Below are 15,743 nucleotides of genomic sequence, written 5' to 3'. Positions count from 1 at the left end.
CACTCTGAACTGCGATCCCGACACCCTTGTCGCAGGAAACGCCAAAATTGAGGTTTTTTTTCTGAGACCGAGGTTGCCGCCGTGACCCCTGCCGGGAAAAAGAAAAAGCCCGCCGGAGGTCAATCCGCCGAGCTTCAGCAACATCACGCCGCGGCGTCCCCTAGCCGACCGCCGCCATCACCTCTTTGGCTTTGGCCATGTCCATCTCGGCGTAAACTTCGGTGACCGCCGCCGACCGGTGGCCGAGCACGACGCGGGCGACCTCGATCCCGTATTCCTTGCGCAGATAGGTGGCGGCCGAGTGCCGCAGTTGGTGCGGGTGCCAACGATGGTCCCGCTGCCAGCGGCGTAGCTCGGCGAGCTCATCGGCTGTCAGCCGCCGAAGGAAGGCCTGCTTGGATTCCCGCCGCCTACCCACGATTCGAGGGCAGAGGCGCTCGGGAGGCGTGAACGCGGCATCGCAGGCCCGGGCGATCGCCCGCCGGTAACCGTTGACGTCGTAGCGGTCGCCCGGCGGCCGGGCTCGCTCCCGGGCGGCGGACCGTTCCGCCCGGCGTAGCTGCGACGGCGGCACGCCGGTCTTGCGGGCTGCCCGCTTTGCCGCCCGCCACTCGGCGTCGGCCTCCAGGGGGGAGAAAACGAACGCTTGGGTATCGAATCGGAGGAACGGCCGAAGAACCTCCTGGGCCTTAGGACCGATCCAGATCGTGCGGACGTGGCCGTGGTGTTCGGTCTTGTGCTCGGGCGGCGAGTACGACCAGACCTTGCCGGTGGTGTCGAGGTCGCAAGTTCGCATCATGCAGATCTCTCCTGGCCGCATGCCGGTCCGTAGCTGAAGCTGCACCATGGCCTTGAGCGTCGGCGAGAGGTGTTGCAGGGTCGCGTCGATGGTGTGATCACCGACCGGCCGGACGGGCTGCGACTCCCGGGCGGCGGTCCGCCCCTTCCGCAATCCCGATACGGCCTGCAATCCGTGAAAGACCGAGGACGGCACGAGTTCGTTCTCCGCCGCCCACCGGAAGACGCGCCGGATCCGGGCCACACACTGGTTGACGTAGTTGCGGGAGAGGTTCTCGCGGATCAGAGCGTCGCGGACGGTCTTCAGCGCCAGCGGCCCGAAGGCTGACGCGGACGTGTCTTCGTAGAGCTTTCGGAGGGTGCGTAGGGAGTGCCGGAAGTTGTCGAGCTCCCGGCTGTCGCCGTAATACCTTGCGGCGTGCTCCCAGAAGCGGGTGAGTAGTTCGGCCACCGACAGGTCGGCTTCACGCTCCGGCCAGCGGCGGCCATTCCCGATCCACTCGGCCACGGCCCGGTCGTAGGCGTCGCGGCTGGTTCTCGTTCCGAACTCGCCGAGAAGAATGTCGCGGCCGCTTAAGGTGACGATCGCCTGGCCGGACTGCTTGTGCCGGCGATAGGACGGAATTTCGTTCGATTTGAGCTTAGGCATAAGGCAGAGCTCCAAAAAGACGAACCGGGAAGACGGAAGATTCCGTTTTCCCGGTTCGCTTCTGGCCGCTCTGCCCGACACAGGCAGGTGCCTTAAGTAAAGGCTCGGCAGACACTTAAGTAAGTGGGCGTTACAGGACTCGAACCTGTGACCCCCAGCGTGTCGAGCTGGTGCTCTAACCAACTGAGCTAAACGCCCTGCCTTTTGCAGGGGAGAGGATTATACCGGGACCAGCCCGATCGGCAAGTGGCCGACGGCGATTGTGGAATTCATTCGGTTCCGACCACCGTATTGGATTCCTGCTTTCGTTGGACACCAGCCGATACACACCGAGTCTTTGAAACATTCACATTGCCTTCCGTCCCCGCCACATGCGGCCGTTTGGGCGGTATTCTGTTTCACAGTTGCCGACGAGTGACCTCTGTTTCCGCGACGGACCTTCCATGACGACTGCCGGCCCTTGGATCGCATCTTGCCTCATCCTGTTGACTTCCCTCGCATCGGCTGCGCCGGCCGCCGAACCGGCGCTCCCGCCGCCGGCCGGGCATCGGGTGGACTTCAAGACCGAAATCCAGCCGCTTCTGGAATCGAGCTGTATCCAGTGCCACGCCAAGGGAAAGACCAAAGGCGGCCTGAGCGTCGAAACGCGCGAGTCGCTGCTCAAGGGCGGCGACAACGGTCCGGCGGCGGTCGTGGGCAAGAGTGCCGATAGCGCGATGGTTCAGTTGGTCGCATCCGCCGAAGCCGAAACCGTGATGCCCAAAAAGGGCTCGCGTTGGACGCCACAGCAGATCGGCCTGCTCCGCGCCTGGATCGATCAGGGCATGGCCTGGCCGGCGGGCGTGACGTTTGCCAAGCCCCCGCCGCAGAATCTTAATCCGCGCGTCGTCACCCTCCCCGCCGCTGCCGACTCGACCCATCCGCTCGATCGCCTGCTCGCGGCCTACGCCTCGTCCAAGGGCATCAAGACCCCCGACGCCGTCGACGACCGCCTGTTCGCCCGGCGGGTCTACCTCGACACCATCGGCCTGCTCCCGTCGGCGGCCGACCTCGACGCCTTTGTCAGCGATAACAGCTCCGACAAGCGAGCCCGGCTGATCCGCAAGCTCCTGTCCGACGACATCGGCTACGCCGACCATTGGATCACCTTCTGGAACGACCTGCTCCGCAACGACTACAAAGGCACCGGTTACATCGACGGCGGGCGAAAGCAGATCACCGGCTGGCTCTACTCGTCGCTGCTGTTGAACAAGCCTTACGACCAGTTCGTGCGCGAACTCGTCGCGCCCGGCCCCGACAGTGAGGGCTTCACCAAGGGCATCGTCTGGCGCGGCGTCGTCCCGGCGAGCATGACGCCGCCCATGCAGGCCGCTCAGTCGATCGCGCAAACCTTCTTCGGCATCAACCTCAAGTGCGCCAGTTGCCACGACAGCTTCGTCAGCGACTGGACCCTCGCCGATGCCTACGGCCTGGCCGCGATCTACAGCGACAAGCCGCTGGAAATGGTCCGCTGCGACCGCGCCCTCGGCAAAACCGTCGAAGCGCGCTTCCTGTATCCCGAGATCGGCGGTTTTGATCCCAAGCTCTCCAAGACCGACCGCCTGAAGCGCTTCGCCGACCTGATGACCTCGCCGAAGAACGGCCGGCTGTCGCGGAACATCGTCAATCGGCTGTGGGCCCGGCTGCTGGGCCGCGGACTGGTCGATCCGGTCGACGACATGGACAAACCGGCCTGGTCGGCCGATGTCCTCGATTGGCTCGCCGAGGATCTGGTCGCGAGCAAGTACGACCTGAAGCACACGATCGAGCTGATCATGACGTCGCGGGCGTATCAGCTCCCGGTGGTTGATGCGCCGCCGGACGGGGATAAGACGCCGTTCGTCTTCAAGGGCCCCTGGGCCCGTCGGCTGACCGCCGAGCAGATGGCCGACGCCGTCGCCGCACTGACCGGCGATTGGGCCCGAACGCCTTCGTCGATCGAGTTCGACTTCAGCGGCGGCGGGAAGCTGTCGACAGTTCGCGCGCCGGCATGGATCTGGACGAACGAGCCGGTCGCGGCGGGAATTCGACGATCGGCGGAACAGGCGATTGCGAACCAGTCGAAGGCGCCGGCTAAACCGGCGGCACCCGCCGCCAAAGCCGGCGCGGCTGATGCGGACGACAGCGTCGCCGCAACCGACAAAGTCGCCGAACCCCAAAAGGACACACCGGCGAAACCCGGCGCTGCCAAGCGCGCAGCCCGCGCCCCAAAGGGCGCCAAGCCTGCGGCCGACAAGGCGACGGCCGGCAAACCCGCGTCTGACAAACCCACATCTGACAAACCTGCGACCGCCGACCCCGCCAAGCCCGAAGAGGTCGCCGCCAAGGCCGCCGAAGCTGCTTCCGCGAAAGCGGCCGTCATCGCCCGTGCCGAACTGGTTCTGAGCAATCCCGAGTTGCCCGCCCTGCTGGCGGCCGCGCCGGAGAAGCTCGACCCGGCGTTCGCGCCGCTGGTTCGACACAAGGTCGTCTTCCGCAAAACCTTCACGCTCGACGCCCTGCCCGACCAGGCTTACGCCGCCGTCGCCGCGAGCCAGAAGCTGGAGATCATGGTCAACGGCAAAGCCCCGGCGATCGCGGTCAGCGACAGGGAACGGGGCAAGGAACCCCGCAGCGCGGTCGTCGATCTCAAGCCGCTGCTCCGCAAGGGTGAGAACAGCATCGCGATCGCGGTCGACAGTCACACCGAACGGCCGAACCTCAAGGCCGAGGACCGCGAAAAGCTTTACGCCGTCTTCAATCACCTCAACGAGCGCAGCGGCATGACGTTCGGCCTGCACATGTCGATCGGCGGCAAGCCGATCGAATGGAGCGCCGATGCGACCTGGCGCGTGTCTCGCGCCCCCGCCGCCGGCTGGCAGACCGAAAAGTTCGACGACCAGTCGTGGCCCGTCGCCATCGTCCTGCCGAAAGGCGTCGCGCCCGCCGACGACGGCCCGGCGATCGACGACAACGGCCGAAAGGCCGCGGGCAAGATCGGCAACGAGATGGGACCGAAGCTTCAGGGCCTGATGGCCATGAGCAGTCGTATTGGCAAGTTCCGGGCGGCGCTGGTGGCGTCCGATCCGCTTCAGTTGGCGCTCGACCGCCCCAACCGCGAGCAGATCGTCTCGTGCCGCCAGAACAGTGCGACGACCATCCAGGCGCTGGAACTGACCAACGGCGCGACACTCGACAACAAACTCAAGAAGTCGGCGAAGAACCTCGCCGCCGACGCCGGCAAAGACCCGTCGGCGTGGATCGAATCGGTCTACCAGCGGTCGCTGTGCCGCAAGCCGACCGAAAGCGAAAGAAGCATCGCAAAGGATCTGCTCGGACCGGCGCCCAAGGCCGAAGCAGTCGCGGATCTGCTCTGGGCCGTGCTGATGCAGCCCGAGTTTCAGTTGGTGCATTAACAAGAAGATTCCGGGTGGCATGGGCAAGCGTACTCGCTTGCCCGTGTCGATGACCCGGTGGCGCGAACCACGGGCAAGCGAGTACGCTTGCCCATGCCACCCGACACAACCTTGCTCGTTCCTGGCGAAGTCCCTATGTCGCTCTCCAACCCCAATCGTCGTGACTTCCTGAAGACCGCCTCGGCGGCGACATTGTCGGCGCTGGCCGCGGGAGCGCCCCAGCTTCACGCCGCCGACGCCGCCGAAGAGAAAATCAAACCCACCGCCGACACCGTCATCGTGCTTTGGATGGCTGGTGGCATGGCGCACACCGACACCTTTGACCCGAAGAAGTACACACCTTTCGCCAAGGGCATCGATCCGAAAGGCGTCCTGAGCACCTTCCCGGCGATCGACACCGCCGTCGATCACATCAAGCTGTCGCAGGGGTTCGAGAAGATCGCCAAGGTGATGGACCGCGCAACACTCATCCGCTCGGCGACCGTCGCCGACCTGGGGCTGATCCTGCACTCGCGGCACCAGTACCACTGGCACACCGGTTATGTGCCGCCGCAGACCGTCGCCGCCCCGCACATCGGCGCGATGATGGCCAAGACGCTCGGCCCGCGCGACCCGGCGATGCCGGCGTTTATCAACATCGGGCAGCGACTGGACCTGGGCGAAGGAGAAGAGCTCAAATCGTTCACCACCGCCGGCTTCCTGGGGAGCGAATACGGCCCGTTCAATGTACCGCTGCCGCAGGAAGCCGCGACTGCCGTTCGTCCGCCGGCGGGGATGACGCCCGAGCGGTTCGATCAGCGCAACGCGCTGTTCAGGAAGCTCGCCGAGGAAAGTCCGGTTAATCGTTACGGCAGCGCGTACCAGCGCGATTCCCTCCGCCGGGCGATGGACAACGCCTATCGCCTGCTCAGTTCGCCGGCGGCCAAGGCGTTTGACCTCTCGCTGGAACCGAAGGAGAGCCTGGCGAAGTATCTGCCGCCCGGCGTTGACCCGTCCAAGCCGGCCGACCTCGCCGGTGCCGGCCGGTTCGGGCTCGGCTGCCTGCTGGCCCGGCGGCTGGTCGAAGCCGGGGCGCGGTTCATCGAAGTGACCACCGAATACATCCCGTTCCTGAACTGGGACACACACGACAACGGCCACACGCGCCTCAAGAAAATGAAGGAGATGATCGACTCGCCGATCGCGCAGCTCGTGCTCGACCTGGAGCAGCGCGGGTTGCTCGATCGCACGCTGATCGTGCTCGCCAGCGAGTTCAGCCGCGACATGATCATTGAAGGCGCCGACGCCGCGAAGCCTCTCACCCGCGGTTCGCCCGTCCCGCCGGCCAAGCTCGAAGACATCAAGGCGTACGGCATGCACCGCCACTTCACGCAAGCGGGCAGCGTGCTCATGTTCGGCGGCGGCATGAAAAAGGGGTACGTCTACGGCGCGACCGCCGACGAACGTCCCTGCAAAGCGATCAAGAACCCCGTCACCGTCGAAGACCTGCACGCGACGATCTACCGCGCGATGGGCATATCGCCGAAGCTGGCGTACATCACCGAGGAAAGGCCGTTCTACGTCACCAAAGACGGCAAAGGAAAACCGGTGATGGACCTGTTTGCCTGAACGCCGGGGATATCGCTTCGACAACAACTGTGGCTGGCGTAAGATTGGCGGGCCGGCGGCAGTTCCGGTTCGCGGGAGCTGATCCATCCCGGCAGGCCCTGGCCGGCTCGACCTGGGGGTCGCACAGTCCGACGTCCAGAAGGTGCTGAGGTCATGATCGCATTGATCCATCGATTTCCCTCCCGCGTCTGCCTCCCGGCTTTCGGCTTCCTGTTGCTGTACGCCGGCGTTGCCGGTGCCGCAGACCTGAAACCGGTTCAGCCGTTCCTCAAAGCCCACTGCTACGACTGCCACGACGGCAACAGTGCCAAGGGTGGCCTGGATCTTGAGAAGCTCGACACCGACCTGACCAAGCCCGGCCCGCTGTCCAAGTGGGTGCGGATCTACGACCGCGTCGCCCGGAGAGAGATGCCACCCCCGAAGAAGGCCAAGGCCGCCGAGCCGCAGAAGCCGGCGTTCCTGGCGTCGCTCAATGTGCCTCTCACGCAGGCATCGGCGGGTCAGGCGCACACGGTCATCCGTCGGCTGAACCGGGTGGAATACGAAAACACCCTGCGCGACATGCTCGATGTCCGCACCGAACTGCAAAGCCTCCTCCCGGAGGACGGCAAAGCCCACGGCTTCGATAACATCGGCGAGGCCCTCGATCTCTCGCCGGTGCAGCTCCAGCGATACATGGAGGCCGCCGGGAAGGCACTTGATGACGCGATCTGTCGTGGCCCTAAACCCGAGACCGCCACTGTCGTCGCCGATATCGGTGCCGGTCGAAACGCGGAATTCGTCGGCAAGCATTGGTTCCGGCGGGCCGATGGCGCGCTGGTGTTCTATAACGAAGGTGGCTACCCGGCGATCAAGCCCGGCGACTTCCGCGTCGTCACCGAAGGCCTGTACCGCATCCGCCTCAGCGGCGAGGCATTCCAGACAACCAAGCCGGTGACTTTCGCCGTGCACCTGGGCAGCGACAGCGTCACGGGGACGGTGCAGACGAGCTACCACCAGTTCGTCCCCGACGAGAACCGGACGATCCTCTTCGAAGCCAACCTGCGTAAAGGCGACACCATCCGCCTGATGCCGCAGAACCTGCCCAACCCATACAACGAGATTCAGAAGAACGGCGTCGCGGCGTACAAGGGACCTGGACTGGCTGTGACCAAGCTGGAGATCGAAGGTCCGCTCCTGCCCGAATGGCCGACCCGGGGCCATAAGGTCCGCTTCGGCGATCTGCTCGCGACCGACGCCGTCCCGGAGAACCAGCGGAAAAACAAGTACTACAAGCCCAACTACCAGATCCTCGCGAAAGACCCCGCCGCCGAGGCCGCCCGCATCCTGCCGAAGTTTGTCGAGACCGCGTTCCGCCGACCCATTACGCCGGCCGATGTCGCGCCGTTCCTGGAACTGGCCAAGGCCGAGTTGGCGTCCGGGAGCACATTCGAACACGCGATGCGGACGGCGCACGTCGCCGTCCTGTGCAGCCCCGACTTTCTCTATCTTGTCGAACAGCCGGGCAAGCTCGACGACTACGGCATCGCCAGCCGGCTGAGCTACATGCTCTGGGGAACGCTGCCCGATGCCGCGCTGATCGACGCCGCCGCCAAAAAGCAGTTGACCACCCCCGCCGGCCTCCGCGCCCACACCGAACGCCTGCTGGCCGACAAGCGGAGCAGCCGCTTCACGAAGAACTTCACCGGGCAATGGCTGAACCTTCGCGAGATCGACTTCACCGTTCCCGACAAGCAGCTGTATCCCGAGTACGACGACCAGTTGAAAGACGCGATGGTTCGCGAGACCGAGCTGTTCTTCGACGAGGTCCTCACCAGGAACCTCAGCCTGCTGAACTTCATCGACTCCGACTGGACGATGCTGAACGAGCGGCTCGCCCGGCATTACCGCATCGACGGCGTCATCGGCACTGAAATGCGCAAGGTCTCGCTCAAGCCCGAATACAAGCGTGGCGGCGTGATGACCCAGGCGAGCATACTCAAGGTGTCGGCCAACGGAACAACGACATCGCCGGTCGTTCGCGGGGCGTGGATTCTGGAGCGGATCATCGGCTTCCACCCCCCGCCGCCGCCGCCGGGCGTTCCGGGTGTCGAGCCCGACATCCGCGGCGCGACCACGCTCCGCCAGCAGCTCGACAAGCACCGCACCAATGAGACCTGCAACTCCTGCCACCAGGTGATCGATCCGCCGGGCTTCGCGCTGGAGAGCTACGACGTCATGGGCGGCTACCGCGAGAACTACCGTTCGTTGGGCACGCAGTTCAAGTCGCCTCCCACGACCGAGACCGGCGGCAAGCGGGTGAGCTGGCGCGTCGGCCCGCCGGTCGACGCCACCGGAGTCACCTCGGACGGCAAGCCCTTCAGCAGCCTGGCCGACTACAAGAAGATTCTCTTGGCCGATAAGAACATGCTGACGCGCGGCTTGGCAGAAAAAGTAGCCACCTACGCCACCGGCCGCGGCATGGGCTTTAGCGACCGCCTGGAGATCGACCGCATCACCAAGGCCGTAGCGGGGAAGAACTACGGCTTCCGGGATTTGGTCCACGAAGTCGTGCAGAGCGAGGTATTCAGGAGCAAGTGACGGCATTCCGGTGCTCGATCTCAAGACGGTATCGAAGAGTCACCGTCTGATGTCTTCTTCGTGCTTTGGTGCCCTCGTGCCTTCGTGGTGAAATCGACGACCCAGACGACCCAGAAGCTTCTACGCCGTTGGAAATCCATCATGCCCATCGCCATCACCAAAAAGCATCTCTCCCGTCGCTCGTTCCTTTCCGCGGCGGGCGTCTCGCTGGCGTTGCCCTGGTTTGACGCCATGCTGCCGGCGCTGGCGACGCCGGCTCAGGCGGCGGCGGCGACCAACGCCCCCAGGCGGTTCGTCGCGATCAACCACGGCCTGGGCATTCACACCCCCTTCCTCGTCCCTAAAGAGACCGGCCGCGACTACACCCTTACGCCTTACCTCGAACCCCTCAAGGACCTGCGGTCCGACTTCACCGTCTTCTCCGGCCTGTCCCACCCCGAGCAGAACGGCGCCAACGGCCATACGTCCGAGCTCACCATCCTGACCTCGGCCAAGCACCCCGGCCTGCCTGGCTTCAAGAACTCGATCTCCTTCGATCAGTACCTCATCGAAAAGCTCACACCCGACACCCGCTTCCCCTACCTCACCCTCAACGCCAGCGGCAACGGCGACTCCATCTCCTGGTCGGGCAGCGGCGTGAACATCCCGGCCGACGGCTCACCCTCCAAGCTCTTCCAACGGCTGTTCGTCAACGGCACGCCCAGCGAAGTCAAACAACAGATGCGCGAGGTCCAGCGCGGCCGCAGCATCCTCGACACCGTCAACGGCCGGGCCAAAACGCTCAGCAGCAAGCTCGGCGGACGCGACCGCGAAAAGTTCGACCAGTACCTCACCAGCGTCCGCGAACTGGAAGGCCGGCTGCAGGCGTCCGAAGGCTGGGTCAACAAGCCCAAGCCACAGGTCGCCATCAAGGCACCCACCGACATCCCCGACCGGACCGAGATCATCGGCCGCGCCCGCCTGATGAACGAGATGATCGTCCTGGCGCTCCAGACCGACAGCACCCGGTTCATCACCCTCAAGACCGCCGGCGGCGGCGAAGTGCCCAAGATCGCCGGCGTCGATACCGGCTGGCACGACCTGAGCCACCACGGCCAGGACGAACAGAAGATCGAAGAACTGTCGCTCATCGAAAAGGCCGAGTTCCAGGAACACGCGAACCTGCTCAAGTCCCTCAAGACAGCCAAGGACGCCAACGGCTCGGTCCTCGACACCACGACCGTGTTCATCACCAGCAACCTCGGCAGCGCCAGCAGCCACAGCTGGCGCGACCTGCCGGTGCTGGTCGCTGGCGGCGGCTACAAGCACGCCGGCCATGTCGCCGCCGGCGGCAAGGGCAACGACAACGCCCGCCTGTGTAACCTGTTCGTGGCCATGGCGCGCAAGATGGGCGTCGACACCAACCAGTTCGGCACGAACGACGGCACCGGCGTAAAGGGCTTCGAGGTGTAGCCAGTCAGCGCGTTGCCGCCAAACGAACCCGGCGCGACATCGCCGAGCGAACCCAAGGCGACTGTCCGTGACACGGCTTTCCAAGCCGTGCGAGAGGCGTCACACACCAAAAGACGTCCGTCCTCAGTCACCTCCTCCTTCCAAACGAACCCGGCGCGACATCGCCAAACGAACCCAAGGCGACTATCGGTGAAACGACTTTCCAAGCCGTGCGAGAGGTGTCGCACGCCAAGAGACCTCCATCCTCAGTCCCACCTTCGCCAATCGAACCCAGCGCAGCTCTGCCGAACGAACCCGAGCAGGTGGACGATCGCCGAACGTCCAACGCCATACGCCTGATGGCCTCGCGCGGGTCACCGAACGAACCCAAGTGATCGATCAGCCTGTGCACTTCGTCTCTCCGTCTCGGAGTCTCTCCGTCTCTTCTACCGACCAAAACCAGACCGCCCGGCGCGATCGACACCGATCGCCCGGCTTCATCTCTCTCTCTGCGGAGTAGACGCCAGCGACGACGGATCACACCCGTCGGGGCGGCGCACAGAGAGAACCCGCCGACCGATCCCGTCACGAATCCCGGCCGGCACCGCGATATTGTTCGGTATATGTTAAGTGACGGGAAGGTAAATGCAACCCTTTTTCGGCCGGCGATTCCCGATCGACGCGTCGATGCGGTGATGCGGCGCAGACTTTTGTCAGGAGTGTGTCTTTCGGGTGCCGCCGTGAAGACCGGAGGTTTGAAGATTGTCGCCGGGCCCGAAGCCGTCCGCCCCGCCATTCGGGCCGAAGCATCGTCGCGCGGCACCGTCTTCTGCGCGTGCGGTTGTTTCGACTCGTCCGGAGCGTTTTCCCAGGCCGAGCCGGGAGAAAACGCGGTCGTCGCATGGGCTGCTTTGGCGGTCGCGGGCTGGGGGTATCCCGCACTCTGGCACCGGATCGATCCGGCAACGCGTTCCGCTGACAAAAATCTTGTCATCTGATTCGCAGTTGATAGTCTCAGCGCTCCGCATTTCGTCCCGTGGGTGCGGTCCAACAGCCAGGGTTGCTGTCTGGGTCGCGTAGGGACGTTTTCGAAGGAAACCTCATGCTTCGCCTTATCGACCGTCGCAAGCGGTCTCGATCCGTACGGCTCCTGCGCGATGGGGCTTTCAGCGCCGTCGCGAAAATCGAGTCGCTCGAAGTCCGCCGGCTGATGATTGCCTTCGATTACGGCGACGCGCCCGACAGCTTCGGTACGCTGTCAGCCAGTTCCGGGCCTGCCCACGTAGCGTTCTCGGGCATCATCCTGGGCACCGGACGTACCAATGACAGTGACGGCCAGCCGTCAGCGGTCGCCAACGGCGACGCCAATGATGACGGCGTCTTTATCGGCGCCGCTTCGCTGCAGGACCAGACGCTGTCGGGCCCGTCGGCGAGCTTGAATGTGAATCTCTCGACGCAGTTGTCGAGCCAGACCGCAGGCTTTCTTAACGCCTGGATCGACTTCGAAGGCAACGGCACGTTCGACGCCGCCGACAAGGTCGCCGACAACGTCGCGGTCTCGGTCGGCAACAACGCACTGGCGGCGACAGTTCCCGGGTCGGCCAAAGCCGGGACGACCTACGCGCGGTTCCGGCTCACGTCCGCGTCGACGCCGGGCATGTTGCCGACGGGCACCGCGTCGGGCGGCGAGGTCGAGGACTATCGGCTGACGATCTCCCGCACCCCGAGCCCGATCGTCACGACCTCGGTCGATGAAGACGACGGCACCAGTGACCCGGCGTTCGGCGCGGGCACGAGCCTTCGCGAGGCGCTCGCGTACGCCAATTCCAACGCCGACGCGAGCACCATCACCTTCGCGCCCGGACTGGCCGGGCAAACGATCAATGTGACCACCACCGGCGACGGCACCGCCGGCCCGAGTGCCTTCGCCATCACCACCGACGTCACCATCGAAGGCCTGACCGGCGACGACGGCGTGACCATCGCCGGCGGCGGCGCGACGTCGAACCGCCGCGGGTTCTATGTCGCACCCACCGGCAGCCTGACACTGAAGCACCTCACGATCAGCGACTTCCGCCACAAGGGCGGCAACGGCAGCGGCGGCGGCGGCGCGGGGGGAATGGGCGGCGCGATCTTTAACAACGGCGGCACCGTCTCGATCGTCTCTTCCACGCTATCGGGCAACACCGCACAGGGTGGATCGGGTGCCGGCGGCGGTGCCGGCGGCACAGGCGGCGGCGGCGGTCTCGGGGGCGATAGCACCGGACTTGAAGGCGGCCCGCCCAACGGCGGTGCCACGCAAAGCGCCGCGACGGGCTTTGGCGGCGGTGGTGGCGGCGGCAGCGGAGGCCACGACGGAGGCTTCGGTGGCGGCGGCGGGAGCGGATTGGGCGTCGCCGGCAAAGGAGGTTTTGGCGGCGGCGGCGGCAGCGTCTCGAGCGGCACCCCGGGCACCGGCGGCTTCGGTGCGGGCGATGGTATACGGTCCGGTTTCGGCATCACCGGCGCTGGTGGCGGTGCGGGCCTCGGCGGCGCGGTCTTCAACAACGCCGGCATCGTCAGCGTCCTCAACTCCACCCTCACCGAAAACTCCGCCATCGGCGGCGTAAGCGCCAGCAACTCCAGTTCCACCCAGGGCAAGGGCCTCGGCGGCGCGATCTTCAACTACAACGGAACCCTCAACCTCAACTTCGCCACGATATCCGGCAACAACCTCACCAGTCCGCAGTCCCCTTATCAGCAGACGCTGCATATTCATTCTCTGAACGACAGCAGCCTGATCGTCGCCAACGTGTCCATTAACAACAGCATTGTCGGCGAAGACCTAGACCCCAACGTCGATACCGTCCCCTGGGGCCTTGTGATCCAGAACTTGGGGGGCGGCAACACCAGCATCAGCGGCGCCAACAACCTGATTCGCATGCCATCAGGCTTCACCGGCGGTAATTCGATAGAGAACCCCGACCTCGAGCCACTGGCCGACAACGGCGGCCCCACAAAAACGATCGCGCTGCAAGCCACCAGCCCCGCCATCGACGCCGGTAACGACGCATTGATCCCGGTCGGAACGAACACCGACCAGCGCGGCCGGGACCGCACCTCCGGCACCGCCGACATCGGTGCGTTCGAGGTGCAGTCCACCGCGACGGTCTCCATCGGCGATGTCTCGCTCGCCGAAGGCAACACCGGCACGACCGTCTTCACGTTCGACGTCACCCGGACCGACGGCAGCGGCACGGCGTCGGTCCAATGGGCCACGGCCAACGGCTCAACCCCGGGCGCGATCGCCCAGGCCGGCTTCGACTACCTCGCCGCCAACGGCACCGTCGACTTCGCCGAAGGCGAGCTGACCAAGACCGTCACTGTCAACATCCACGGTGACACGGATATCGAGTCCGATCAGGATTTCGTCATCAATCTTTCGAACCCCGACAAACTCGTGATCGACGACGGCCAGGGCGTCGGAACGATTGTCAACGACGACGTTCCCCCGCCGACGCTGTACATCGCAGACGCCACGGTCACCGAAGGCGACAGCGGCTTCAAGAACCTCAACTTCGTCGTCGAGCTGGATCGAAGGGTCAATCAGCCGGTGACCTTCAAGTACGGCACCGCGTCGGGCACTGCCGCGTCAGGCGCCGACTTCGCCGCCAAGGTCGGCACCTTCACCATCCCCGCGTTCGGCAAAACCGCCGTGCTGACGATCCAGGTGAAAGGCGACACGATCTACGAAGCGAACGAAACGTTCTTCGTCAACCTCAGCGCACCGACCATGGCGATCATCGGCGACGGCCAGGGCAAGGGGACGGTCGTCAACAACGACCCCCTTCCGAAGATCAGGATCAACAACGCCCCCAATGTGTTCGAAGGCAACAGCGGCACCAGGACGATGACGTTCACCGTCACGCTGGACCGTGCTTCGAGCACGCCTGTCAGTGTGAACTTTGCGACCGCCGACGGCACTGCCAAGGCGGCCCTCAACGACTACGTCTCCAGGAGCGGCACGATCACCTTCGCCGCCGGGCAGACGAGCAAAACGATCACGGTCACCATCGTCGGCGACACCCGCAAGGGCGGCAACGAAACGGTGTTTGTGAACCTGACCAGCCCCCTCGGTGCGACGATCGCCGACAGCCAGGGCGTGGGGACGATTCTGAACGACGATTGAATGACGATTGTCGGAGTTGGATCGATATCACCTGCCCCCGGCGAATCCACCGCCGGGGGCATTTCGTTGGATGGCCCTGTTGCGTGTGCGCCGGGCTCGGCGCCGCCGGCCGCAGTGCCGGCATGATTGCCGCGGGTGCCTACTTCCCGTCCTCCGCCACCTTCGTCCACGTGCTGTCAGGATTGAACACCGTCATCGCCTGCGCCACCTTCGCGGTATCGGTGCCCAGGTCGGCCTGGTAGACGACGCCGTTGTGGCTGGTGATGAAGGTCATCACGCCGGTCACGCCATACTCCGCGGGGTACGCGACCACGCCGAACCCGCCGATCATTTTGCCGTCGATGACATAGTCGCGCGCGCCGCCGGGGGCGGCCGCGCCCTGCGACGTGAGTATCCGGTACCGGTATCCGTGATAAGCGGATTTCCCCGACTTGATCGCCTGCAGGTCGTAGCCTTCCTCGGTGGCGGCGGCGACCAGGGGCCCCAGCGGGCTGGGTGCCGCTCCATCTGCTGCCGGCCAGAACAGGCCGTTGCGCTTGCCGGGATCGCTCACAAACTTCTGCGCATACTGCGGGTCGCCGCCGGCCTGCCGGGCGTATTCGTGCTGGGCATCGACGATCGCCTGGCAGACGTTGATCGCATTGAGTTCGTTGCGGCCGACGCGGCGATTGGTGATTTCCTCGCGGCCCTTCTCCACATCAAACCGCCAGCCGCCGTCGCGGTTGACGATCGGCACGGGGAACGGCCAGCGGTCCTGCCCGACCAGCAGCGTCTGCGATCCGCCGGCCTCGGCGACGACCTCATTCTGGCGGTCGTACGCGACGACGAATGCCTTCATGTCGTTCTGGTCCATCACCTCGTCGCCGGACGAGATGACGTCGGCACCCTGGGTCCCCAGGACAACAGAGAGCTTCTCCTTGGACCCGCTTCGGGTGGCGTCGGCGAGTGCCGAGGCCGCGAGCTGCGGCGAAGAATAGACGGCCGGCGCCGAGCCGCATCCGCCGAGAATGCCGGCCGACGCCGCGACGACACCGACGGCCCAGATTCGGATCACAGTCAATCGAAGAGACATGTT

General features: G+C 65.1%; 8 protein-coding genes and 1 tRNA gene. 6 read left to right on the top strand and 3 right to left on the bottom strand.

The genetic code is table 11. The features are described 5' to 3' along the window. Positions 1–160: 160 nt before the first annotated feature. Positions 161–1,447, bottom strand: coding sequence for a tyrosine-type recombinase/integrase (locus IPV69_RS25380; RefSeq protein ID WP_206292526.1), 1,287 nt, complete (start codon positions 1,445–1,447; stop codon positions 161–163). 124 nt (positions 1,448–1,571) lie between these two features. Further along, positions 1,572–1,645: transfer RNA gene (locus IPV69_RS25375), tRNA-Val, on the bottom strand. 287 nt (positions 1,646–1,932) lie between these two features. Here IPV69_RS25375 and IPV69_RS25370 point away from each other — a divergent pair. The 6 genes from IPV69_RS25370 (at position 1,933) to IPV69_RS27650 (ending at position 14,668) form a co-directional block, all read left to right on the top strand. Then, a complete protein-coding gene (locus IPV69_RS25370) occupies positions 1,933–4,881 on the top strand; it encodes a DUF1549 domain-containing protein (protein WP_206292525.1) in 2,949 nt (982 codons plus the stop codon). Between the two features lie 135 nt (positions 4,882–5,016). Continuing rightward, positions 5,017–6,489: a DUF1501 domain-containing protein gene (locus IPV69_RS25365; RefSeq protein WP_206295671.1), complete on the top strand. Its 1,473-nt coding sequence runs from the start codon at positions 5,017–5,019 to the stop codon at positions 6,487–6,489. Between the two features lie 153 nt (positions 6,490–6,642). Continuing rightward, complete coding sequence (locus IPV69_RS25360; RefSeq protein ID WP_206292524.1) at positions 6,643–9,069, top strand: DUF1592 domain-containing protein; 2,427 nt, start codon at positions 6,643–6,645, stop codon at positions 9,067–9,069. Positions 9,070–9,210: 141 nt separating this feature from the next. Then, the gene (locus IPV69_RS25355) at positions 9,211–10,521 is read left to right on the top strand and encodes a DUF1552 domain-containing protein (protein WP_206292523.1); all 1,311 of its coding nucleotides are present in this window, start codon (positions 9,211–9,213) and stop codon (positions 10,519–10,521) included. 734 nt (positions 10,522–11,255) lie between these two features. After that, positions 11,256–11,498, top strand: coding sequence for a hypothetical protein (locus IPV69_RS25350; protein ID WP_206292522.1), 243 nt, complete (start codon positions 11,256–11,258; stop codon positions 11,496–11,498). 104 nt (positions 11,499–11,602) lie between these two features. Next, on the top strand, positions 11,603–14,668 hold the full coding sequence (locus IPV69_RS27650; protein WP_206292521.1) for a Calx-beta domain-containing protein: 3,066 nt from the start codon (positions 11,603–11,605) through the stop codon (positions 14,666–14,668). 139 nt (positions 14,669–14,807) lie between these two features. On the opposite strand, the gene IPV69_RS25340 is transcribed toward IPV69_RS27650, so the two are convergent. Then, complete coding sequence (locus IPV69_RS25340) at positions 14,808–15,740, bottom strand: DUF2950 domain-containing protein (RefSeq protein ID WP_206292520.1); 933 nt, start codon at positions 15,738–15,740, stop codon at positions 14,808–14,810. Between the last annotated feature and the right edge of the window lie 3 nt (positions 15,741–15,743).

This window comes from Humisphaera borealis (assembly GCF_015169395.1).
GTDB lineage: Bacteria > Planctomycetota > Phycisphaerae > Tepidisphaerales > Tepidisphaeraceae > Humisphaera > Humisphaera borealis.
This window is presented reverse-complemented; position numbering and strand designations above follow the sequence as displayed.